At 63.0% G+C, this 21,510-nt stretch carries 21 protein-coding genes; 9 read left to right on the forward strand and 12 right to left on the reverse strand.

Features of this window, described 5'->3' with window-relative positions:
- Nucleotides 1-4: 4 nt before the first annotated feature.
- The 7 genes from ACMUVN_RS23765 to ubiE form a co-directional block, all read right to left on the reverse strand.
- The gene (locus ACMUVN_RS23765; protein ID WP_047617233.1) at nucleotides 5-334 is read right to left on the reverse strand and encodes a TfoX/Sxy family protein; all 330 of its coding nucleotides are present in this window, start codon (nucleotides 332-334) and stop codon (nucleotides 5-7) included.
- Nucleotides 335-337: 3 nt separating this feature from the next.
- A complete protein-coding gene (locus tag ACMUVN_RS23770; RefSeq protein ID WP_063474785.1) occupies nucleotides 338-1,435 on the reverse strand; it encodes a DUF917 domain-containing protein in 1,098 nt (365 codons plus the stop codon).
- Nucleotides 1,436-1,445: 10 nt separating this feature from the next.
- On the reverse strand, nucleotides 1,446-2,696 hold the full coding sequence (locus tag ACMUVN_RS23775; protein ID WP_097543220.1) for a Zn-dependent hydrolase: 1,251 nt from the start codon (nucleotides 2,694-2,696) through the stop codon (nucleotides 1,446-1,448).
- Entirely contained in the window at nucleotides 2,693-4,072 is a 1,380-nt protein-coding gene (locus tag ACMUVN_RS23780; RefSeq protein WP_414815509.1) for a dihydroorotase, read from the reverse strand. The genes ACMUVN_RS23775 and ACMUVN_RS23780 overlap by 4 nt, the downstream gene beginning before the upstream one ends.
- A 23-nt stretch (nucleotides 4,073-4,095) precedes the next feature.
- Nucleotides 4,096-5,682 (reverse strand): aromatic amino acid lyase, encoded by a 1,587-nt coding sequence (locus ACMUVN_RS23785; RefSeq protein ID WP_047617227.1) that lies wholly within the window; start codon nucleotides 5,680-5,682, stop codon nucleotides 4,096-4,098.
- A gap of 89 nt (nucleotides 5,683-5,771) precedes the next feature.
- On the reverse strand, nucleotides 5,772-7,346 hold the full coding sequence (ubiB, locus tag ACMUVN_RS23790; RefSeq protein WP_048338204.1) for a 2-polyprenylphenol 6-hydroxylase: 1,575 nt from the start codon (nucleotides 7,344-7,346) through the stop codon (nucleotides 5,772-5,774).
- Nucleotides 7,347-7,408: 62 nt separating this feature from the next.
- Complete coding sequence (gene ubiE / locus ACMUVN_RS23795) at nucleotides 7,409-8,185, reverse strand: bifunctional demethylmenaquinone methyltransferase/2-methoxy-6-polyprenyl-1,4-benzoquinol methylase UbiE (RefSeq protein WP_047617224.1); 777 nt, start codon at nucleotides 8,183-8,185, stop codon at nucleotides 7,409-7,411.
- A 149-nt stretch (nucleotides 8,186-8,334) separates the two neighbouring features.
- Here ubiE and mutM point away from each other — a divergent pair, with 149 nt between their 5' ends.
- From mutM to ACMUVN_RS23820, 5 genes are all read left to right on the forward strand, one after another.
- Complete coding sequence (mutM, locus tag ACMUVN_RS23800; RefSeq protein ID WP_047617222.1) at nucleotides 8,335-9,240, forward strand: bifunctional DNA-formamidopyrimidine glycosylase/DNA-(apurinic or apyrimidinic site) lyase; 906 nt, start codon at nucleotides 8,335-8,337, stop codon at nucleotides 9,238-9,240.
- A gap of 23 nt (nucleotides 9,241-9,263) precedes the next feature.
- On the forward strand, nucleotides 9,264-10,037 hold the full coding sequence (locus ACMUVN_RS23805) for an enoyl-CoA hydratase (RefSeq protein WP_047617292.1): 774 nt from the start codon (nucleotides 9,264-9,266) through the stop codon (nucleotides 10,035-10,037).
- 192 nt (nucleotides 10,038-10,229) lie between these two features.
- Nucleotides 10,230-10,508, forward strand: a complete 279-nt coding sequence (gene rpsT, locus ACMUVN_RS23810) for a 30S ribosomal protein S20 (protein ID WP_003544819.1) — start codon at nucleotides 10,230-10,232, stop codon at nucleotides 10,506-10,508.
- Between the two features lie 858 nt (nucleotides 10,509-11,366).
- On the forward strand, nucleotides 11,367-12,917 hold the full coding sequence (gene dnaA, locus ACMUVN_RS23815) for a chromosomal replication initiator protein DnaA (RefSeq protein WP_047617290.1): 1,551 nt from the start codon (nucleotides 11,367-11,369) through the stop codon (nucleotides 12,915-12,917).
- A gap of 137 nt (nucleotides 12,918-13,054) precedes the next feature.
- The gene (locus ACMUVN_RS23820; RefSeq protein ID WP_047617221.1) at nucleotides 13,055-14,137 is read left to right on the forward strand and encodes a saccharopine dehydrogenase family protein; all 1,083 of its coding nucleotides are present in this window, start codon (nucleotides 13,055-13,057) and stop codon (nucleotides 14,135-14,137) included.
- 67 nt (nucleotides 14,138-14,204) lie between these two features.
- Here ACMUVN_RS23820 and hemW read toward each other — a convergent pair whose 3' ends face one another.
- Genes hemW through rph form a run of 4 tightly spaced genes read right to left on the reverse strand, consistent with a single transcriptional unit; the run spans nucleotide 14,205 to nucleotide 17,203 of the window.
- Nucleotides 14,205-15,407 (reverse strand): radical SAM family heme chaperone HemW, encoded by a 1,203-nt coding sequence (hemW, locus tag ACMUVN_RS23825; RefSeq protein WP_047617219.1) that lies wholly within the window; start codon nucleotides 15,405-15,407, stop codon nucleotides 14,205-14,207.
- A 9-nt stretch (nucleotides 15,408-15,416) separates the two neighbouring features.
- Entirely contained in the window at nucleotides 15,417-16,061 is a 645-nt protein-coding gene (gene rdgB, locus ACMUVN_RS23830; RefSeq protein WP_047617217.1) for an RdgB/HAM1 family non-canonical purine NTP pyrophosphatase, read from the reverse strand.
- On the reverse strand, nucleotides 16,062-16,487 hold the full coding sequence (locus ACMUVN_RS23835; protein WP_047617215.1) for a VOC family protein: 426 nt from the start codon (nucleotides 16,485-16,487) through the stop codon (nucleotides 16,062-16,064).
- Complete coding sequence (gene rph, locus ACMUVN_RS23840; RefSeq protein ID WP_011650181.1) at nucleotides 16,484-17,203, reverse strand: ribonuclease PH; 720 nt, start codon at nucleotides 17,201-17,203, stop codon at nucleotides 16,484-16,486. Before rph ends, ACMUVN_RS23835 begins: the two co-directional genes overlap by 4 nt.
- Before the next feature lie 127 nt (nucleotides 17,204-17,330).
- Between rph and hrcA the strand changes: the two genes are divergently transcribed.
- Complete coding sequence (hrcA, locus tag ACMUVN_RS23845; protein ID WP_047617213.1) at nucleotides 17,331-18,419, forward strand: heat-inducible transcriptional repressor HrcA; 1,089 nt, start codon at nucleotides 17,331-17,333, stop codon at nucleotides 18,417-18,419.
- 111 nt (nucleotides 18,420-18,530) lie between these two features.
- On the forward strand, nucleotides 18,531-19,163 hold the full coding sequence (grpE, locus tag ACMUVN_RS23850; RefSeq protein WP_047617212.1) for a nucleotide exchange factor GrpE: 633 nt from the start codon (nucleotides 18,531-18,533) through the stop codon (nucleotides 19,161-19,163).
- Nucleotides 19,164-19,201: 38 nt separating this feature from the next.
- On the opposite strand, the gene ACMUVN_RS23855 is transcribed toward grpE, so the two are convergent.
- Nucleotides 19,202-20,146 (reverse strand): nucleoside hydrolase, encoded by a 945-nt coding sequence (locus ACMUVN_RS23855; RefSeq protein ID WP_063474859.1) that lies wholly within the window; start codon nucleotides 20,144-20,146, stop codon nucleotides 19,202-19,204.
- A 278-nt stretch (nucleotides 20,147-20,424) separates the two neighbouring features.
- Here ACMUVN_RS23855 and ACMUVN_RS23860 point away from each other — a divergent pair, with 278 nt between their 5' ends.
- The gene (locus ACMUVN_RS23860; RefSeq protein WP_047617210.1) at nucleotides 20,425-20,850 is read left to right on the forward strand and encodes an Hsp20 family protein; all 426 of its coding nucleotides are present in this window, start codon (nucleotides 20,425-20,427) and stop codon (nucleotides 20,848-20,850) included.
- Nucleotides 20,851-20,897: 47 nt separating this feature from the next.
- Nucleotides 20,898-21,155: a DUF1150 family protein gene (locus ACMUVN_RS23865; RefSeq protein ID WP_008524631.1), complete on the forward strand. Its 258-nt coding sequence runs from the start codon at nucleotides 20,898-20,900 to the stop codon at nucleotides 21,153-21,155.
- Nucleotides 21,156-21,510: the final 355 nt, after the last annotated feature.

Below are 21,510 nucleotides of genomic sequence, written 5' to 3' on the forward strand. Positions count from 1 at the left end.
ATCGTCACTTACTCGGCAGCGATTCCACATAGGCAAGTGCCGCATCGAGCAAACGCCGTCTCAGGGCATCGTCGCCGTAAACCTCGGCACCACCGCGCACCCAGCCATGCATCACCCGCTCGCCCGACAGCATCTGGATCACGCCTGGCAATGCCAGCGCCCAGCCGTCATTGCCCTTGCCGAGACGGATCAGCATGCCGTCATGGCGCGCGCAGCAGAGGAGATTGCCGTTCAGGATGAAGGCCCAGCCGCCGAACATGGATTTTTCGGTAAGGCCCGGCCGATCGCCGAGTTCCTCGCGCATCAGTTCTTCGAGACCGGGATCGCGCGCCATGGCTCAGGCTTTCGTTGCCAGCGCATAACGTGCGATCTCGATCCCCATCGCCTTTTCGACGACGGGATAGACGGTCGGATCGAGCACGCTTGCCGAGAGCGGAATGATGTCCATCGGCACATGCAGGATGAAGACGTGCATGCCGTCCTGAAGCTGGCCGACGCTGAGCGGTTCGCCCTCTTGGGAAAGCGTGGTGATGACGGCCGGGAAAGTGGCAAGCCGCCCGCCATCCGCATCGTCCACGGCCATATATTCGTTCATCACATGCAGCGTCACCGATTTTTCGCCCGTGCCGACGGTGATCGTGCCGATGTCGAAGGCTTCCTTGGTGTAGACGACGTCCTTGCGGTTGATGATCCCCTCGGCAAGGATATGTCCGCCCGTCGTCTTGCAGATCGCGTCGATGACAGCTGATCCGCCGCGTTTCTCCGCCGCGATGATCGCCTCGCCGAGCGCCAGCGCCATTGAGATGCCACCGAGCGCCGCATGGCTCCGGACATAGGAAGCCCTCAGCGGATTGCGGCAGCTGGCGATGAAGCCGCCGGATTGATCGGCGGCGGCGCGCAGCACCGGCGAGATCTTCGCCGTCGCGCCCTTCACCACCAGTTCGATATAGCGGTTCTCCGCCCGATTGCCGCCGACCGCGGTCTGGATCATCTGCTCGGGCGAACCGGCCATGCCGATCGAACCCATGTCGCCCGTCGGATGCGCGCGGATGTCGCCGACCGCATCGACCACCTTGGTGCCGAGGATGGCCGACGGCAGCCAGCCGTTCAGCGTCGAGGATTTGCCGTTCTGGCCGATGATCAGCCCGGAAAGCTTTTCCCCAAGCGCCTCCTGCAGCAATTGCACTGCTTTCACATAGTCGATGCCCTGCATTTCCCAGGGGGTGGTGGAGGCCGGCGCGCCGATCGCGGCAGCGGTGGCGATCCAGTCCTCATCCTGCAACTCGTCGATCGAGACCAGCTCCGGCTTGCCGACATTGACGGCGGCAAGCCCAAGCATCCGTCCATGATCGGCCCAGCCGCCGCCGCCGGCGGCATAGACGGAACCGCCCTTGACGGCAGCTTCCACGTCCTTCTCAACGAGTATGCGTCCCATCGGTCCTCTCCTACCTCAAGCTCGTGTCCATCTCGCGCACCGCTTCGAACAGCACGGCGGCGCCGAGGGCGATATCGTCATTCTCGGCCCATTCGTCGGCCGAATGGCTGCGGCCTTCCCGGCAGGGCACGAAGATCATCGCCGCCGGCGCCACCTTGGCGATCCAGGCCGTATCGTGTCCCGCGCCTGAGGCCATGCGCCGGCTTTTCGCACCGACCCGCTCGCAGGCCGCCTCCAGTATCGACAGCAGTCCGGCATCGCCTGGCGTCGGCAGATTGTCGGAAACCCGGTTCGGCGTCTTGATCGTCACGCCGTAGGCTCCTGCCAGCTTTTCGACATGGCCGTCGAGCCAGCGGCAGAAAGCCTCCATGTCGGCGCGGATCTCCGCGCGCCCATCGATCAGCAGCGTGACCTTCGACGGCACGACATTGGCGGCATTCGGCTCGATCCGGAATTCCCCGACCGTCGCTGCAAAATGCCCCGGCGTTTTGGCAAGCTCTGCGGCGGCGTTGCGGATGTCGAGCACCAGCTGCGATGCCGCCACCAGCGCATCCGCCCGTCGGTCCATCGGCGTCGTGCCGGCATGGTCGGCCCGCCCTTCGACGGTGATCTCGATCCGGGTGATGCCCGAGATCGCGGTGACGATGCCGATATCCTGCCTCTCGGCTTCGAGCACCGGACCCTGCTCGATATGGAGCTCGAGAAAGCCTGCTATATCGGGCCTGTTCTGCTGCATCAGCACATCGGGCCTGCCGCCGACCTCAGCGATGCCCTCGGCCAGGTCGCGCCCGTCGCTGACGCGCGAAAGCCAGGCCTCCGGCAGTTGGCCGGTCATGCCGCGGCTGCCGATGCAGGACACGCCGAAGATGCTGACCTCCTCGGCCAGGAAATCGACGATTTCGAGATCGTGATCGAGCTTGATATCCTGCTCAGCAAGCGCCCGCGCCACCTCCAGCGCCGAGATCACCCCGGCGATGCCGTCGAAGCGGCCGCCGTCCGGCACGGTGTCGGAATGCGAGCCGATCATGATCGTGCCGAGCCATGGTTTCTGGCCGGTCCGCCGGCCGACCAGATTGCCGGCGGCATCGATCCGCGTTTCCAGTCCCGCCGCCTTCATCCGCGCTTCGATATAGGCCCGGCCCTCGAGGAAGAGCGGCGAGAAGGCCCGCCGCGTCCAGGGACGCCCCGGCTCGGTCATTGCGGCCAGCGCCTCGATATCTCCAGCGATCCGGCCGGCATTGACGGGAAGATTGCGGCTCATGCGGCAGTTCCTGCAATGACCTGGCGCGGCAGCGGCCGCACGAACCGGCCGGTGCCGGGCTCGGCCAGCACCTTTCCGCCCTCGGCGATCTTTTCGCCGCGCAGATAGGTGGCCGAGACGGTCCAGGGCAGGCGGATGCCGTTATAGGGGCTCCAGCCGACGACGTTGTTGCCGCTCGCGGCGGCATCATAGACGCTGTCGCGCGGCTCCAGCACGATGATATCGGCGTCCTTGCCCGGTGTCAGCGCGCCCTTGATATGGTCGAGCCGGAAATGCTTCGCCGGGTTCTCCGCCATCAGCCGGGCCGCCCATGTCAAGGGGATGCCGCGCTCGCTGGCGCCTTTGACGAACAGCGGCACCATCACCTCCAGGCCGGGAACGCCGGATGCGTTGGCGAGCATGTCGGGATTGATCTTGCGGTTTTCCGACCAGCTGACGTGATCGGTCGAGACCAGCCAGACATTACCCTCGGCCACCTTCCGCCAGAGCGTCTCCACCTCGGCGCGCGCCCGCAGCGGCGGATTGATCTTCGCCTTGCCGCCCAAGCGCTTCACGTCGTTTTCCTCGTCGAGCGTCAGGTAGTGGATGCAGCATTCGACCGTTGCCGCAAATCCGTCGCGGCGATAGGCGCGGGCGATATCGTAGCCGCGCCCGAGCGAGCAGTGCACCACATGCGCCGGGCAGCCGGTGGCCGCACCCGTCTCGAAGATCGTGTGCATCGCCAGCAGCTCGGTAATCGCAGGCCGCGACAGGCCGTGCGCCCGCCAGTCGGTGATGCCGCTCGCCTTCACCTGCTCCATATAGGTTCGCACCGCCTCGTCGTCTTCATTGTGCACGCCCGCCGTCAGCCCCGTCGGCGCGATCGCGGCAAAGCAGGCGTCGAGCAGGGCCGGCGGAATGCGCGGAAAGCGCTTGGGATCGGTGCCGAAAGTCGAAAACTTGAAGGCGGCAACGCCTGCCTCCACCATCTCGCGGATCCGCGCCGGACCTTCTTCCGGATCGATGGTGCCGTAAAGCGCGAAGTCGACGCGCGCCTGCGGTCCGGCATGGTCGATCTTCCGCTGTAGCGCCGCAGCCGAGCAGACGAGATTGCCCTCGTCATAGGGCATGTCGACGATTGTTGTCACGCCGCCGGCCGCCGCCGAGCGCGTCGACCAGATGAAATCCTCCTGGTCCTTCTGCGAGAGTGAATGCACCTGCGCGTCGATCGCGCCGGGCAGGATCAGCGCTTTTCCGAGCAGATGCCGTTCGCGGCCCGCCGGCGGCACGCCGAGGCCGACCTCGGCGATCTTGCCGTCGCGCACGGCGACATGGCCCTGTTCAAGAATGCGGTCCGGCAGCACCACCGTGCCCTGCAGAACGAGATCGAAGTCCATGCCGCTTCCTCCCTAAACTGAAATCAGAGTGCTGCCGGCTCGTGATGGGTCAGCCGCTCTTCGACACGCTCCAGCGAGCCGAGGGCGAAGAAGTCGTCGAAGGAGGCGATCGGAACCTGCTCGGTCAGCTTCGAGACGAAGTCGTCCGAACCGAGCTCCTCCTCGATCGCCTCCACTTCCGCCGAAAGCGGCCGGTCGACAATATAGAAATCCGCATGTTTGCGCACGACCTCGTAGAGCATGGCGGCAACACCCTTCGGTTCATCGCCGAGTATGTCGATCGCCTGAGCCGACAGCAGCGCCTCGAGGGCTGCGAGGCGTTTCAGCGCCCGCATCTGCCGGTCGAAGCGCTCGATGACGAGCGGCAGGAAGGCCGCCTCGTCCTCCAACCCGGCTGCGACGACCAGCGACTGGGCCGAAACAGGATTGGACATCGACAGCACGCGCGAGAAGATCTCGCCGGCAAGCTTGATGATCGGCCCGAATCCTGTGGCGATCCGCCCCGGCGGCACGAGATTGACCGGCAGGTCGCGCCGCTGGCCGTTGCCGAGAATGACGCAGCGATTGAAGGCGTTGCGCGCCGCATGCGCCATGCAGAGCGCGGCCGATTCGAGCAGGATCGTTACATCGAGCGGCAGCGAACCGCCCGACGTCATCACCCGGCCCTCGACGACGACGGGATTGTCGTCCGAGCGGCCGGTGGCGGCAAGGATCTTGTGGCCGGTCGACAAAAGGTTTTCGATCACCGCGCCGAACACCTGGGCGATCATGCGCAGGCTGAGCGGATCCTGCACATGGGTTGCGACCGGCCAGTTCCATTCCTCGGAGGCATTGCAGAGCCAGGCGCCGATCAGCGCTTCGCGCGCCGTGCCGACATGGCGGACCGCCTTCCAGGGATCGCGGGAAGCGCCGAGCGCGCCGGCCGCCATCATCGCCGTCGCCAGCAGGATGCGGATCGAGGCCGCGGCATTGCGCGTTGTTTCCGCCGCCGAGGCAAAGCTCACTGCATTGATGCTGAGCGAGGCGAGGCTGTCGCGCGGCGCCATCCGCATCGGTTCCAGCCCGGCCGCCCGGAAGGCCTCGGCCGCCTGCATCCGGTTGCCGCGGTAGATCGCTTCGCCGACGCCGGTCAGCACCGCGCCGATCTGTCCCATCAGCCCGATATCCGCACAGCCGATGGAGCCGGTGCGGCGCACGACCGGGATGAGATCGGCCTCGAGCATCCGGATATAGGCCTCGATCAGCTCCGGCGTGCAGCCGACCTGGCCGGTCAGCGCCGTATTGATGCGGATCGCCATGGCATTGCGCACGATGTTGCAGGAAAAGGGTGTGCCGGTGCCGAAATGATGGGCGCGCACCAGGCCGAGATTGAAAGTGTCGAGTTCGTCGGCCGACCACTCCACATCCTTCATGGCGCCGACGCCTGTCGTCGAGCCGTAGACGGGCATGCCGGAGGCAATCGCATCCTCGACGATCTCGCGGGCGATCGCGATGCGGGCCATGCCTGTCGCCGAAGCCGAAATCGCAGCCTTGCCCGCACCAATCGTCACCATCTCGGCAAAACCGAGCGGTCGTCCGGAAAGTTCGATGCCAAGGCGTTCGTGCTTCATGTGCCTATCTCCTTGAAAATGAGACTAAGCGAGCCCTCCGTCACATGGGATATCCCAAATGCCGAACACAGCATGTTTTTGGCAGACGGTCAGCTCAGCATCCAGGCAATATAGAGAAGCGTCAATGCGATGATCCACAGCGCGATCCTGGCCGAGCGATTGTGGCGCGCCTCGGCCTTGCCGATCGCATCCGCCGTCTGCGCATCGAAGCGCAGCCCGTGCTCGCTCATATGCAGAAGCTGGTGGTGGAATTTTTCGGTCTTCGCCGCAATTTCCGGCACGGCTTCGGCGAGCTTGACCGCTGCCTTCAGCCCGTCCTTGATATCGGTGGCGATCCGCTTCGGCCCGAGATTGGTGCGGATCCAGTCGCCGACGACGGGCTCGGAGGCCTTCCACATGTTGAAGCGCGGATTGAGCATGCGCGACACGCCTTCGACCACGACCATGGTCTTTTGCAGCATCACCAGTTCCGGCCGCGTCGCCATGTCGAACAGTTCGGTCACTTCGAACAGCAGCGTCAGCAGCTTGCCCATCGAGATCGTCTCGGCCGGCTGCCCGTGGATCGGCTCGCCGATCGCCCGGATCGCCTGGGCGAAGCTCTCGACATTGTGATGGCCGGGCACATAGCCGGCCTCGAAATGCACCTCGGCGACGCGGATATAGTCGCGGGTGATGAAGCCGTAGAGGATTTCGGCGAGGAACCGCCGCTCCTTCTTGCCCAGCCGCCCGACGATGCCCATGTCGACGGCGACGATCATGCCGTCGGCATCGACGAAGAGATTGCCCGGATGCATGTCGGCATGGAAGAAGCCGTCGCGCAGCGTGTGGCGCAGGAACGACTGGATCAGCGTATCGGCAAGCAGGTTGAGATCGTGGCCGGCCGCCCGCAGGCCCTCGACGTCGGACATTCTCGTGCCGTCGATCCACTCCATGGTGATGACGTCGCGCCCGGTGCGCTCCCAGTCGACCTTCGGCACCCGGAAGCCCGGGTCTTTTTCGGTATTCTCGGCGATCTCGGAAAGGGCGGCCGCCTCCAGGCGAAGATCCATCTCCACCTTGGTCGTCTGCTCTAGCGTCTTCGTCACCTCGACCGGCCGCAGCCGCCGGCTGAAAGGCAGGAAACGCTCCTGCATATGGGCAACGAGATACATCGCCTCGATGTCATGGGCGAAGCGCTGGCGCACGCCCGGCCGCACGATCTTGACGGCGACCTTCTTGCGGCCCGCCGATGTCTCGACCTCGGCCGGATGCACCTGGGCGATCGAGGCGGCGGCGATCGGCTCGCCGAAGCTCGCATAGAGCTCGCCGATCGGCCGTCCAAGCGAGCCTTCGATATTGGCCTTGGCGGCGGCCGAGGGAAAGAAGGCCATCCGGTCCTGAAGCTGCGACAGGTCGTTGGCAAATTCGACGCCGACGACATCCGGCCGCGTCGCCAGGAACTGCCCGATCTTCACATAGGAGGGGCCGAGCCGTTCGACGGCCTGCGCCAGCCGGTCGCTGCGCGCAATCGCCTTGGCGCGGTTGCGCGCAAACACGCCGACGAAGGATTTGGCAAGGCTGATCGGGGGCGGCAGGCCCTCCGACGGCAGCGCCGAGATCACGCCTTCGCGCACAAGAATCCAGCCGACCCGAACGAGCCTGAAATATGCCCCGAAAGTGCTCATGTCCTGTGTGATTCTCTCGCGACGCTATCCGAAAACCGCTCTACATTTTTCGACGTCATGCGTCAGAGCTTCCAGCCGGAATGGAGAGCGGCGATGCCGCCGGTAAAATTGGTGTAGGTGACGCGCGAAAAGCCGGCCTGGCGGATCATGGCCGCAAAATTCTCCTGGTTCGGGAACTTGCGGATCGATTCCACCAGATATTGGTAGGGTTCGGCATCGCCGGTAATCGCCTTGCCGAATTGCGGAATGGCATTGAACGACCAGGCGTCGTAGATCTTGTCGAGAAGCGGCATATCGACTTCGGAAAATTCCAGCACCAGCAGCCGTCCGCCGCGTTTCAAGACGCGATAGGCTTCCGACAGCGCGACGTCGATCCGCGGCACGTTGCGGATGCCGAAGGCGATCGTATAGGCATCGAAGCTGCCGGCCTCGAAAGGCAGTTCCTCGGCATTCGCCTCGACGAAGGTGAGATTGCCGGAAAGCTTCTTCTTTTCCGCCCGCTCGGCACCGACGCCGAGCATCGAACCGTTGATGTCGAGCACGGTAGCATGCGCCTGCCGGCCCGAAGCCTCGACGATGCGGAAGGCGATATCACCCGTGCCGCCGGCGACGTCGAGCACCTTGTAACCCGGCTCCTTGCGTGGGTTCAGCGCCGAAATCATCGCATCCTTCCAGGCGCGGTGCATGCCCATCGACATGACGTCGTTCATGATGTCGTAGCGCTTGGCGACCTTGTGGAACACCTGGTTGACCAGGCCCTGCTTCTCGCCGTCAGGCACCTCGCGGAAGCCGTAGGAGGTCTCCATGCCGCCATCGGCGGAAGTGCGGCTTTCTGACATCAGACTGCTCCATCCCTGAAGATTCGGGCGCGGCGGCCATAGCGAAAGACCGTGCGCGACGTTATCTATGGACCGCGTTCTCCGCGGCACACTGGCGCTATAGCGCACATCGTCGTCGGTTGAAACACGTTAGATATAGATGGGTTAAGATGCCGGAATTGCCAGAAGTCGAAACGGTGAAACGCGGCCTGACGCCGGCGATGGAAGGCACGCGCATCACCAGGCTGGAACTGCGGCGCGGCGATCTGCGCTTCCCCTTTCCCGACGCTTTCGCCGACAGGGTTTCCGGCCGCACTATTGTCGGTCTTGGCCGCCGCGCCAAATATCTGCTGGTCGACCTCGACGACGGCAACACGCTGATTTCCCACCTCGGCATGTCCGGTTCCTTTCGCATCGAGGAGGGCCGCATCGAGGAGGGGGTTGCCTCCGCTGCGCCAGGCGAATTCCATCATGCCCGCTCGAAGGACGAGAAGCACGATCACGTCGTCTTCCATTTGCAGGGTGCAAGCGGCCCACGCCGCGTCGTCTATAACGATCCGCGCCGTTTCGGCTTCATGGATATGGTGGGGCGGGCCGATCTTGCCGCCCACCCCTTCTTCCGCGATCTCGGCCCGGAGCCGACGGGAAACGAACTCGGCGCCGCCTATCTCGCCGACCGCTTCCGCGACAAGGCGCAGCCGCTGAAGAGCGCGCTGCTCGACCAGAAGAACATTGCCGGTCTCGGCAATATATATGTCTGCGAGGCGCTGTGGCGCTCGCATCTTTCGCCGGTCCGCGCCGCCGGCTCGCTGGTGACGGCGGCCGGCCGGCCGAAGGCGCAGCTCGACCTGCTCGTCGCCTCGATCCGCGACGTCATCGCCGATGCGATCGCGGCCGGCGGATCGTCGCTGCGTGACCATATCCAGACCGACGGATCGCTCGGCTATTTCCAGCATTCCTTCTCCGTCTACGATCGCGAAGGTCAGGCTTGCCGCATGCCCGGCTGCGGCGGTACGGTCGCCCGCATCGTCCAGGCGGGTCGCTCCACCTTCTATTGCGCCGCCTGCCAGAAGTAAGAGTGAGAAACCGGGAGAACAGCATGACCTACGAGACCCTGATCGTCGAAACCCGAGGCAATGTCGGCCTCGTCACGCTGAACCGTCCGCAGGCGCTGAATGCCCTGAACTCCACCGTGCTGAAGGAGCTGAAGGTGGCCTATGCCGGCTTCCACGCCGATGAGACGGTCGGCGCGATCGTGCTCACCGGTTCCGAGCGCGCCTTTGCCGCCGGCGCCGATATCAAGGAAATGCAGGCGCTTCAGTTTGCCGACATCTATAAGAGTGATTTCATCAGCGGCTGGGATGATGTCGCCAAGGCGCGCAAGCCTGTCATCGCTGCCGTCAGCGGTTTTGCGCTCGGCGGCGGCTGCGAACTCGCCATGATGTGCGATTTCATCATCGCCTCGGAGACGGCGAAGTTCGGCCAGCCGGAAATCACCCTCGGCGTCATTCCCGGCATGGGCGGCTCGCAGCGGCTGACCCGCGCCGTCGGCAAGGCGAAGGCGATGGACCTCATCCTGACCGGCCGGATGATGGATGCGGCGGAAGCCGAACGATCGGGACTCGTTTCGCGTGTGGTGGCGCCCGAGCGTCTGCTCGACGAGGCTTTTGCCGCGGCCGAAAAGATCGCCTCGCTGTCGCGTCCCTCGGTCCTGATGGCCAAGGAGGCAGTCAACCGCGCATTCGAGACGACGCTGGAGGAGGGCTTGCGTTTCGAGCGCCGGCTGTTTCACAGTCTCTTTGCCACCGACGACCAGAAAGAAGGCATGGCGGCCTTCGTCGAGAAGCGCAAACCGGCTTTTACGCACCGTTGAATGTTTTTCGGCGCTTGCCGGTGGTAAAGCTTGAAAATCCGCGTTGACGTGGGCCGGCTTTAGAGTTATATGCCCGCCCACGGTTCGGAAAGCCGGTTTGGTTTTCCGCGATTGCTCCCGCATTGCTGGATTTTGTGGCCGCAGGGCCCGCGGTAATGGCGGAGTTTGTTCGAATTCTTGAGAGAGGCATCCATGGCCAATACAACTTCGGCGAAAAAAGCGACCCGCAAGATCGCCCGCCGTACCGACGTCAATAAGGCTCGTCGCTCGCGCGTTCGTACTTTCGTTCGCCAGGTCGAAGAGGCCATCGCATCCGGTGACGCCGCCAAGGCGAAGGAAGCTTTCCTGGCGGCTCAGCCCGAGCTTGCCCGCGCCGCCAGCAAGGGTGTGCTGCACTCCAATACGGCATCGCGCAAGGTTTCGCGCCTGGCTGCTCGTGTGAAGGCTCTTTCGGTCACCACGACCGCATAATCTTCCTTTAACGACTTCCTCTTTATGATTAGCCCGGTAATTTTACCGGGCTTTTTCGATTCCGCCAATCAGCCCCTGCATGGTTAATCTCACGACTGTTTCGTGTCAGTGCCATGACAGGAAAAATTGTTTAAAAACAATGGCTTGCGCTAGGATGCTTTCACGCCGCGCGACTCTACCCCACGCTTTCGGGGTCAGGGGTGAGTCAAGAAGATTTTTATTTTTTTTCTTTCCATGCGTGTCAAAATAGCCCGAACGGGGAATCTCCTTGATTCAAAAGCGATTCTTTTTTGACGCTGGTGTGACGCCCGAAAAGGGCAGGCGGAGTCAATGGCCGCTTCTTAATTTTGCGTAAAATTCATCGTTGATATTGCCTTTTGATCCTGCCTAAATGGCTTTCAACAAAGGGCGCGGACATCACCTGCAGAGGCTCGGTCTTAACTGCCACGTCGGCAGGGCGATAAGTTTGTGCCCTTTGTTACGGAGCATTGCGTTTCCGTTTTTTCAAGCACTTGACGGATTTGGGCCGTAACGTGGCTGTTACGGAGCGGGGATGTTTTGTGCCTTCAGCGGCCACACGTTTAAGGCGAGACCGCAGGAGAGGGTTAAAGTGATATTGCGTTCGGGCTGGTCGGCCGAAAACGAGGATCGACCGCCAGCCTGGCACGGAAAGCCGCTGAAGGTTCCGCATGAATGCGGTCCCTGCAACGGAATTCTGTTGCCGGTCCCTTCGGGGGCAGTGTTTGAGTGAACCGGCAGGTGAGCGGCTTCATGAGGATGCCGTCAGCCCGCCAAAGCGGGGAATGATCGGGCGGCTATTTTAGCGGAAGCCGCCCGGTGGAATTGAAAGGCGGCATTATGCACATGAATACGATGACGACGGGCGGGCTCGACAATGGGGATGCGGCACCGCAGACGTTCGGCACCATTCGCCTGGAAGTGGGGGAAGCAAAGGCGGACATGAAGCACAGCATCTTGTTTGAGCGCGTCAGCGCGCGCTTGAAGGCCCAGGTCGGTCCTGACGTCTATGCCAGCTGGTTCGCCAGGCTGAAGCTGCATTCGGTATCGAAGAGCGTCGTTCGTCTCTCGGTTCCCACGACCTTCCTGAAGTCGTGGATCAACAATCGTTATCTCGATCTCATCACCGGTCTGTTCCAGGCCGAGGACCCGGAAATTCTCAAGATCGAAGTCCTGGTGCGCACGGCAACGCGCAGCGGCACCAAGGCGCTCGACGAGGCGGTTCAGCCCGAGCCGGTCGTTGCCCCCCAGATGCGCCGCCCGACGAGCGCCCAGCCGGCCGGTCAGGCCGTCCAGCAGGCGGTGTCGGCTGTTGCTGCGGCAAGGCCCGCAAGCTTCGGTTCGCCGCTCTTTGGCTCGCCGCTCGATAGCCGCTTCACCTTCGATACCTTCGTGGAAGGCAGCTCGAACCGGGTCGCGCTTGCGGCTGCCAAGACGATCGCGGAAGCCGGTTCCGGCGCCGTGCGCTTCAATCCGCTCTTCATCCATTCGACGGTCGGCCTCGGCAAGACCCATCTGCTGCAGGCGGTCGCCAATGCGGCGGTTCAGAACCCGAGGGCGCTGCGCGTCGTCTATCTGACGGCCGAATATTTCATGTGGCGCTTCGCCACCGCAATCCGCGACAATGATGCGCTGACGCTGAAGGATTCGCTGCGCAACATCGATCTCCTGATCATCGACGACATGCAGTTCCTGCAGGGCAAGATGATCCAGCATGAATTCTGTCATCTCCTCAACATGCTGCTCGACAGCGCCAAGCAGGTCGTCGTTGCTGCCGATCGTGCGCCCTGGGAGTTGGAGTCGCTCGATCCCCGCGTCCGTTCGCGCCTGCAAGGCGGTGTCGCGATCGAATTCGACGCGCCGGATTACGAGATGCGTCTCGAAATCCTCAGGCGTCGCCTTGCTGCAGCCCGGCTCGAAGATCCATCACTCGAAATTCCGGCAGAACTGCTCCAGCATGTCGCCCGCAACGTCACGGCCAGCGGCCGCGAACTCGAAGGCGCCTTCAACCAGCTGGTCTTCCGCCGCTCCTTCGAGCCGAACCTGTCGATCGAGCGCGTGGACGAACTGCTCGCCCATCTGGTCGGCTCCGGCGAGCCCCGCCGGGTGCGCATCGAGGATATCCAGCGCATCGTCGCCAGGCACTACAACGTCTCGCGCCAGGAACTGGTCTCGAACCGCCGCACCCGCGTCATCGTCAAGCCGCGCCAGATCGCCATGTATCTGTCGAAGACGCTGACGCCGCGCTCCTTCCCGGAGATCGGCCGCCGTTTCGGCGGTCGTGATCACACGACCGTGCTGCATGCCGTACGCAAGATCGAGGAACTGATTTCGGGAGACACCAAGCTTTCGCACGAAGTCGAGCTTCTGAAGCGGTTGATCAACGAATAATCGACGATTCTCTTCTGAATTCGACGGCCGGAAGCGATTCCGGCCGTTTTCCTTTATAAGTTTTTTATTCTATACCTCCGGCGCATCCAGTGCATGTCAAAGACTGAAGCGCTGAAATGAGCGCGTGGGAGGAATGAATGAGTTTCGAAAAGATCGCCGTTCTCGGCCTGGGCAAGGTCGGACGGCTGGCGGCGACGCTGTTGCATGAAGGCGGCTTCGAGGTGATCGGCGTCGATGCGCAGCTGCCGCTGAGCGACGTCCCCTTCAAGTGCCGCACCGGCGATATTTCAGATCCCGCGGTGATCGGCGAACTGCTCTCCAGTGTCGAGGCGGTGCTGTCTTGCCTGCCTTATCATTTGAACATCGAGTTGGCGCGCGCCGCCCATCTTGCCGGCATTCATTATTTCGATCTGACCGAAGATGTTCCCACAACCAATTTCATCATCGAACTGTCGAAGACCGCCCGCGGCCTGATGGCGCCGCAATGCGGCCTGGCGCCGGGTTTCGTCGGTATCGTCGGCGCGAGCCTGGCCGACGGCTTCGATCGCTGCCGTTCGATCCGCATGCGCGTCGGCGCCCTGCCGCAGCACCCGACCGGGCTGCTCGGCTACGCCTTCAACTGGTCGCCCGAGGGCGTCGTCAACGAATATCTGAACGACTGCGAGGTGATCGAGGGCGGTGTCCGCAAGCTGGTCTCGCCGATGGAATGGCACGAGACCGTCTATGTCGGCGGCGTCAAGCTCGAAGCCTTCACCACCTCGGGCGGTCTTGGCACCATGTGCGACACCATGCTCGGCAAGATCGACAATCTCGATTACAAGACGATGCGTTATCCCGGCCATATGGAGCTGATGAACTTCTTCTTCCACGAACTGCTGATGCGCGACAAGCGCAAGCTCGCCGGCGAGATCCTGACCAACGCCAAGCCGCCGGTTGAAGACGATGTCGTCTATGTCCATGTCGCCGCCGAGGGGACGGAGAATGGCAGCCTGCGCCGCAAGGAATTCGTGCGCGCCTATTACCCGATCGAGATTGCCGGCGCCCGCCGCACCGCAATTGCCTGGACGACCTCGGCCTCGGTCGTGGCCGTCATCGAAATGGTCCGCGACGGCCTGCTGCCGGCGACCGGCTTCCTGCACCAGGAGCATATTCCGCTGGAGATGTTCTTGAAGACGCCGACCGGCAGCCTGTTCAAATCAGGCGCGACCAGCCACGGCTGATAAATGCGCTCCAGCGCGGCGGCGATATCGATGCCGCCGCGTTGTAAATTCGCTCGTCGTATTGAGGTCAGCAGGCGAGATCGGCGACGACGGAATCGAGGATCAGCATGCCCGACGGCGTGCAGCGCAGGCGCGAATTGCCGATCCGCTCGATGAATTTGTGTTCCAGCAGGAATTCCTCGCGTTTCGGGTCGAGGTCGCGGCCCGAAAGCTGCTGCCAGCGGGCAAGATCGACACCTTCCCGGAGCCGCAGCCCCATCAGCAAGAGCTCGTCGGACTGTTCCTCGAAGCCGAGCCGCTCCTCGTCGAGAATGCCGTGGCCGTCGCGCTCGACCATGTCGAGCCAGGCTTCCGGCTTGCGCTCGGTCGCCGTGGCGATCTTCTCCGGGCCGCGTGTCAGCCGGCCATGGGCGCCGGGGCCGATGCCGGCATAATCGCCGTAACGCCAGTAGGTCAGGTTATGCCGGCTTTCGGCACCCGGCCGGGCGTGATTGGAAACCTCATAGGCCGGCATGCCCTCGCGCGCGGTGATCTCCTGCGTCGCCTCGTAGAGCAATGCCGATTGCTCGCCGTCCGGCACGACCAGCTTGCCCGCCTTGTGCAGGCCGTAGAAGGGCGTGCCTTCCTCGATGGTCAGCTGATAGAGGGAGAGATGGTCGACCGCATAGGAGATAGCCTCCTTCAGCTCTTTCTCCCATTCCTCGACCGTCTGCTGCGGCCGGGCATAGATCAGATCGAAGGACATGCGGGGAAAAATGTCGCGCGCCAGCCGGATTGCTTTCAGCGCGTCGGCGACATCATGCAGACGGCCGAGGAATTTCAGGTCCCGATCATTCAGCGCTTGCACGCCGAGCGAGACACGATTGACGCCGGCGGCCCGATAGCCGCGGAAGCGGTCGGCCTCGACGCTCGAAGGGTTGGCCTCCATGGTGATTTCGATGCCGGCAGGCACGTGCCAGTGCCGGGCAATGCCGTCGAGAATGGCCGAGACCGTTTCCGGCTTCATCAGCGAGGGCGTGCCGCCGCCGAGGAAGATGCTGGTGACCGTCTTCGGCCCGCTCATCGCCCGCACCGTTGCCATCTCCTTCAAGAAGGCAGCGGTGAAGCGCTCCTGATCCACCGGCTGGTGGCGCACATGGCTGTTGAAATCGCAATAGGGACACTTCGCCGCACAGAAGGGCCAATGCACGTAGACGCCGAAGCCGGGCTCACCGGTATCGGGCAAAAGTGCTGCATCGCGCGAGCTGCTTGGCGTGTCTGATGTGCCCACGTACCGACCTTATGCCTCCAGGCAGGTTTCGACGAAGAGTTTGAAGGCGCGGGCCCGGTGCGACAGCGCTTGCGGCTTGCCGACGTTCCAGCCGTGTTTTTCCTCGCCGCTCATTTCGCCGAAGGTGATGTCGTAACCCTTAGGCTGGAAGACCGGATCGTAGCCGAAGCCCTGGGTGCCGCGCGGCGGCCAGACGACGCTGCCTTCCACCTCGCCACGGAACAGCTCCGTGTGCCCGTCCGGCCAGGCGAGGCAGAGCACGCTGATGAAACGTGCGGTGCGCTGTTCCGGCTTCGTCGCGCCGGCATCCTGCAGCGCCTTTTCCACCTTGGCCATCGCCATGTCGAAATCGCGCGTGCCGTCGGCCCTCTCCGCCCAGTTGGCGGTGTAGACGCCGGGATCGCCGCCGAGCGCGTCGACCACCAGTCCGGAATCGTCCGAAAGCGCCGGCATGCCGGCGGCATTGGCCGAGGCGACCGCCTTGATCGTCGCATTCTCCTCGAAACTCGTGCCGGTCTCGTCAGGCTCGACGAAATTCAGCTCCGCCGCCGATTTGGCGGTGAAGCCGAGCGGCCCGATCAATTCCTGGATCTCGCGGATCTTGCCGGCATTGTGGCTGGCGACGACGATGGTCTTCGTTTCAAGCTTGCGCATTCAGATATCCTGTTCGATGCCCCAGATTTTAGCCTCTGCGCATTCCAGGCTGTTGCCGGCCGGATCGCGGAAATAGATCGAGCGGCCGCCGTTCGGCCAGCGCACCTCGGATTCGATCGCCACGCCCGCCGCCGTCAGCTTCTCGGCCATGGCGTCGATATTGCGGCCGGATACCCGGAAACAGGCATGGCCCTGGCCGGTCGTGCCGTGCGGCGGCACCTGCAGGGCATCAGGCGCCGGCGGCTTCACCGTTTCCTCGGGGTTGAAGATCAACAGAACGCCGGGCCCGCAGCGGAAGAAGACATGCCGGTTGGCGGCGCGGGCGATCTTCTCCAGTCCGAGGACGTCTTCGTAAAACGCCTCGGCCTGATCGAGATCCCGCGCATAGAGCGCCGTTTCCAACATGCCTTCCAGCATGGGGTTCATCCTTCGACGGCTTGCTTCTGCAGCGCCACCAGTTCGCCGATGCCGTTTCTGGCAAGCTGCATCAGCGAGGTGAATTCGCCCTCGCTGAACGGCGTGCCCTCGGCCGTGCCCTGGATCTCGACGATCCCGCCGGTGCCGGTCATGACGAAGTTCGCATCGGTCTCGGCCGAGGAATCCTCGAGGTAATCGAGATCGATCACCGGCTGGCTGGCGAAGATACCGCAGGAGATGGCGGCGACATGATCCTTCAGGACCCGGTCGACCTTGATCATGTTGCGGCTTTCCATCCATTTCAGGCAGTCGTAAAGCGCGATCCAGCCGCCGGTGATCGAGGCGGTCCGCGTACCCCCATCGGCCTGGATGACGTCGCAGTCGAGCGTGATCTGCCGTTCGCCGAGCGCCTGCAGGTCGACGACGGCGCGCAACGACCGGCCGATCAGCCGCTGAATTTCCTGGGTGCGGCCGCCCTGCTTGCCGGCGGCGGCCTCGCGCTTCATGCGCTCGCCGGTTGCCCGCGGCAGCATGCCGTATTCGGCGGTGACCCAGCCCTTGCCGGTATTGCGCAGCCAGGGCGGCGTCTTTTCTTCAAGGCTGGCCGTGCAGAGCACATGCGTATCGCCGAACTTGACCAGGCAGGAGCCTTCCGCATGCTTGGAAAAATTGCGCTCGAACGAGACCTTGCGCATCTGGTCGATTTTTCTGCCTGAAGGCCGCATTCTTATCTCCTGGGGTTTGTTGACCGCTTCTACGATTGGCGGCGCCTATTTGCAAATTCCCTTTTGCCACGGGTGCGAGTTTGACTTACTTTTCGGGAAGTATCATCAGCGCGGGTTCTTAAGCTTCATGGGCATCAGGTCGACGTCGGTTTCGGATGCTGTTGCCGCACTGGACGAGCGCTCCAGGGAAATTTTTCGGCGCATCGTCGAAGGCTATCTGGAAAGTGGCGAGCCGCTCGGTTCGCGCAACCTGTCCCGTCTTCTGCCGATGTCGCTGTCGCCGGCCTCGGTGCGCAACGTCATGAGCGATCTCGAAGAGCTCGGCCTGATCTATTCGCCGCATGTCAGCGCCGGACGGCTGCCGACCCAGATCGGCCTGCGTTTCTTCGTCGATGCCTTCATGCAGGTCGGCGACCTCTCCGCCGAGGAGCGCGCCAACATCGACCGGCAGGTGCGGGCCGAAAGCGGCGGCAATCCGGTGGAATCGATGATGAACGAGGCAAGCCGCATGCTGTCCGGCATTTCGCGCGGCGCCGGCCTCGTCATCACCTCGAAAAGCGATCCGGTGCTGAAACATGTCGAGTTCATCCGGCTCGAACCGACCAAGGCGCTGGCCGTGCTCGTCGGCGATCACGATCAGGTGGAAAACCGCATCATCGAGCTGCCGGCGGGCGTCACCTCCTCGCAACTGACCGAGGCGGCGAATTTTCTCAATGCCCATATGTCCGGCCAGACGCTGCCGGAACTCCGCAAGCAGTTGAGCCGGCTGAAGGATGACGTCCGCCACGAGCTCGATGCCCTGTCGCGCGATCTCGTCGAGCGCGGCATCGCTGTCTGGGCCGGCAGCCCGGACGAGGGCAAGCCCGCGCAACTGATCATCCGCGGCCGCGCCAACTTGCTCGAGGGGCTGGCCGGCGCCGAGGATCTCGACCGGCTGCGCTTGCTGTTCGACGATCTCGAGAAGAAGGACAGCCTGATCGAGATTCTCAATCTCGCCGAAACCGGTTCCGGCGTGCGCATCTTCATCGGTTCGGAAAACAAGCTCTTCTCGCTGTCCGGCTCGTCGCTGATCGTCGCGCCCTATCGTGACGATGACGATCGCATCGTCGGTGCCGTCGGCGTCATCGGCCCGACGCGGCTCAATTATTCCCGCATCGTGCCGATGGTGGATTACACCGCCCAGCTCGTCTCCCGCCTTTCGCGCAATCAGCTTTGACGCCGCAACTGGCGAACGTGCGGAATTTTCGCTTCTTTGTCACGCAGACTTGATTTTTTTCGGTCAAACCTCGATATCGGGCGCATCTGAAGACACCAACCGGAGACCGTCATGACCGATGACACGACGAAAAACGGACCTGACGCAACTGCGGCCGATGCCGCAGCCGACGCTGCCGCCTACGTCGAGAACGATATTGCGCAGGAAGAGGCTGCCCAGCCGGACCCGCTCGAGCTTCTGAAAGCCGAAAACGGTGAGCTGCGCGACCGCTATCTGCGCCTTGCCGCCGAGATGGACAATCTGCGCCGGCGCACCGAGCGCGAAGTGAAGGACGCCAAGTCCTATTCCGTCGCGGGTTTTGCGCGCGACATGCTCGCCGTCTCGGACAATCTGCGCCGCGCGCTTGATGCCATCTCTCCGGAGACCAAGGCCGCGGCCGATGCCGGCCTCAGCACCCTGATCGAAGGTGTCGAGATGACCGAGCGCGCCATGCTGTCGGCTCTTGAGCGCCACGGCGTTCGCAAGCTGGAGCCGGTCGGCCAGAAGTTCGATCCGAATTTCCATCAGGCGATGTTCGAGGTGCCCAACCCCGACGTGCCGAACAATACGGTCGTCCAGGTCGTGCAGGCAGGCTTCACCATCGGCGAACGCGTGCTGCGCCCGGCCATGGTCGGCGTCGCCAAGGGCGGCCCCAAGCCGGCCGAAGCCGAAACCAATTCCGTCTTCGACGAGAAGGACGCTTAAGGACGTTTCCCTTCCGCTCAGGAAGGGAAACCAAAGCTTCAGATGCGGGCGAAACGTTCGATCAGCAGATCGAAGAAGCCGTCCGCATCGACATGGCGCATGACCTTGGCATTGCGCTTGCGCTCGGTCACATGCCACCAGTCGACGACGGTCATGCCGACGGTGAGTTCGGACCGGACCTCGATCTCGACATTGCAGTCCCGACCCCTGAAGAGCTCCGGCTTCAGCAGATAGGCGATCACGGTCGGGTCGTGCAGCGGCCCGCCGTCGGAGCCGTATTTCTCGATATCGAACCGCTCGAAGAATTCCAGCATCTCGACCATGGCCTTAACAGGCGCCGTGCCGATTTCGGCCATGCGCTTCACCCGGTCCTTGCGGGTCAGCAATTGGTGAGTGACGTCAAGCGGCATCATCACGATCGGCACGCCTGAGCGAAAGACGATATCGGCGGCCTCGGGATCGACATAGATGTTGAATTCGGCGGCCGGCGTGATGTTGCCGCCCTCGAAGAAGCCGCCGCCCATCATCACCAGTTCGCGGATGCGGGGAACGATGTCGGGCGCCTTCTGGAAGGCCAGGCCGATATTGGTGAGCGGCCCGAGCGTGCAGAGCGTCACCGTGCCTGTCGGCTCGCGGCGCAGCGTCTCGATGATGAAATCGACCGAATGGTCGGGCTGCAGCGCCATCGTCGGCTCGCTGAGGTCGGGCCCGTCGAGGCCGGTCTTGCCGTGCACATGTTCGGCCGTCACCAGATTGCGGGCGATCGGCGCGTCGGCGCCGGCGAAAACCTTTGTCTCCCGCCGGCCGCAGAGCTCGCAGACGATGCGCGCATTGCGGCTGGTGAAGGAAAGCGGCACGTTGCCGGCGACCGTCGTGATCCCCAGCACCTCCAGCTCCTCGGGACTGCCGAAGGCCAGCATGATGGCGGCCGCATCGTCCTGGCCGGGATCCGTGTCGATGATGATCTTTCTTGCGCTTGCCATTCCGATCGTTCCATCCTCGCGGGTGCGCTTTGCCTCGGCATGCACCGATTTGTTCATTTCCCGTCACAAATCAGCACAGTCCGTGCGGGCATGTTTTGATGCGAGGCAGCCGCCGCTTTGTCAAGCAAGCAGCCGGCGGCACCGCTTTAAAATTGTGAGGTGGCGCCGGCACGTCGCACCGTGCCTTGCAGCACTGGACTGCTCTCCCCATATTAGCGGCATCCGGACGCTGCGTTTAAGGTCCGGGATGGTCGCTTGCATCAAGGACTTGAAAAGAGATGAGCCGCATTACCCCTTTCGCCAGCCCGCTGCTTCTGGGCTTCGATGCCATGGAAAAGACGCTGGAGCGCATTTCCAAGGCGAGCGACGGATATCCGCCCTACAATATCGAGCGCATCGCCGCCGACAACGGCGCCCCGGAACGTCTGCGCATCACCCTTGCCGTCGCCGGTTTCAGCGAGGAGGAACTCGATGTCTCCATTGAGGAGAACCAGCTTCTGATCCGCGGCCGCCAAGTGGAACAGGGCGAACGGGACTATCTCTACCGCGGCATCGCCGCCCGCCAGTTCCAGCGCACCTTCGTTCTTGCCGACGGCATGCAGGTGCTCGGCGCCGGCCTGAAGAACGGTCTGCTCTCCGTCGATCTAATTCGTCCGGAACCCGCGCGCATGGTCAAGAAAATTAACATTTCGGTTTCACAGTAGCACAACGGTTTGTCGAACCGTTGGTCCCTTCTTCCGGAGGAACAGGAATGTTGATGAAAGAAGCCACGTCTCACTTGACCAAATCCGAGCTTGCCCACATCGGCAACGGCGAGGTCGCCTACATCAGAAAAATGCGCACCGAAGAGGTCGCCAAGTGCTTTCCCGAGGCGCCGGATATCGATCCGAACGTCGATCTCTGGGCACTCTTCGGCGCCGACGGCACGCCGATCCTCTTGACGGACAACCGCTCCAGCACCTTTTTCAAGGCTGCCGAGGACGAACTGAAGACGGTCAGCCTGCACTGACCGTCAGATGGTGTCCGTCGCGTTTCACCGCTCTTGCAGTGCGCGGTCGCTTATCCGATTTTGCTGCGGTCGGGGCTGATGTCACGATATATGCGCGTAGCCTGCTTTCGACGTTTTCCGTGCGATGATGTTGGAAGCTCCAGGATTCGGTATCAAATCCCACCAGACTGACAGGGTTATGGCAACTGTGCGCCAGTAGGAGAGATTGGCGTCGGGTTGGATTAGTGACCGCATTGGGGCCGGAGAACGAACCCGCTGCGCGGGAGGGCGTCTGCGGTTGAGATAGAGGGCATAGGCTGGAGGTTGCGCCTGGATTGAACGTCGTCCGGCAAGGGCGGAGCATGACGAGCTTCTT

The sequence above is a fragment of the Rhizobium sp. IY2 genome (assembly GCF_047532935.1).
Taxonomy (GTDB): domain Bacteria; phylum Pseudomonadota; class Alphaproteobacteria; order Rhizobiales; family Rhizobiaceae; genus Rhizobium; species Rhizobium anhuiense.

Coding starts and splice junctions, on each gene's coding strand:
- ACMUVN_RS23765 (WP_047617233.1), bottom strand. CDS start 334: ATGGCGCGCGATCCCGGTCTCGAAGAACTGATGCGCGAGGAACTCGGC.
- ACMUVN_RS23770 (WP_063474785.1), bottom strand. CDS start 1,435: ATGGGACGCATACTCGTTGAGAAGGACGTGGAAGCTGCCGTCAAGGGC.
- ACMUVN_RS23775 (WP_097543220.1), bottom strand. CDS start 2,696: ATGAGCCGCAATCTTCCCGTCAATGCCGGCCGGATCGCTGGAGATATC.
- ACMUVN_RS23780 (WP_414815509.1), bottom strand. CDS start 4,072: ATGGACTTCGATCTCGTTCTGCAGGGCACGGTGGTGCTGCCGGACCGC.
- ACMUVN_RS23785 (WP_047617227.1), bottom strand. CDS start 5,682: ATGAAGCACGAACGCCTTGGCATCGAACTTTCCGGACGACCGCTCGGT.
- ubiB (WP_048338204.1), bottom strand. CDS start 7,346: ATGAGCACTTTCGGGGCATATTTCAGGCTCGTTCGGGTCGGCTGGATT.
- ubiE (WP_047617224.1), bottom strand. CDS start 8,185: ATGTCAGAAAGCCGCACTTCCGCCGATGGCGGCATGGAGACCTCCTAC.
- mutM (WP_047617222.1), top strand. CDS start 8,335: ATGCCGGAATTGCCAGAAGTCGAAACGGTGAAACGCGGCCTGACGCCG.
- ACMUVN_RS23805 (WP_047617292.1), top strand. CDS start 9,264: ATGACCTACGAGACCCTGATCGTCGAAACCCGAGGCAATGTCGGCCTC.
- rpsT (WP_003544819.1), top strand. CDS start 10,230: ATGGCCAATACAACTTCGGCGAAAAAAGCGACCCGCAAGATCGCCCGC.
- dnaA (WP_047617290.1), top strand. CDS start 11,367: ATGCACATGAATACGATGACGACGGGCGGGCTCGACAATGGGGATGCG.
- ACMUVN_RS23820 (WP_047617221.1), top strand. CDS start 13,055: ATGAGTTTCGAAAAGATCGCCGTTCTCGGCCTGGGCAAGGTCGGACGG.
- rdgB (WP_047617217.1), bottom strand. CDS start 16,061: ATGCGCAAGCTTGAAACGAAGACCATCGTCGTCGCCAGCCACAATGCC.
- ACMUVN_RS23835 (WP_047617215.1), bottom strand. CDS start 16,487: ATGAACCCCATGCTGGAAGGCATGTTGGAAACGGCGCTCTATGCGCGG.
- rph (WP_011650181.1), bottom strand. CDS start 17,203: ATGCGGCCTTCAGGCAGAAAAATCGACCAGATGCGCAAGGTCTCGTTC.
- hrcA (WP_047617213.1), top strand. CDS start 17,331: ATGGGCATCAGGTCGACGTCGGTTTCGGATGCTGTTGCCGCACTGGAC.
- grpE (WP_047617212.1), top strand. CDS start 18,531: ATGACCGATGACACGACGAAAAACGGACCTGACGCAACTGCGGCCGAT.
- ACMUVN_RS23855 (WP_063474859.1), bottom strand. CDS start 20,146: ATGGCAAGCGCAAGAAAGATCATCATCGACACGGATCCCGGCCAGGAC.
- ACMUVN_RS23860 (WP_047617210.1), top strand. CDS start 20,425: ATGAGCCGCATTACCCCTTTCGCCAGCCCGCTGCTTCTGGGCTTCGAT.
- ACMUVN_RS23865 (WP_008524631.1), top strand. CDS start 20,898: ATGTTGATGAAAGAAGCCACGTCTCACTTGACCAAATCCGAGCTTGCC.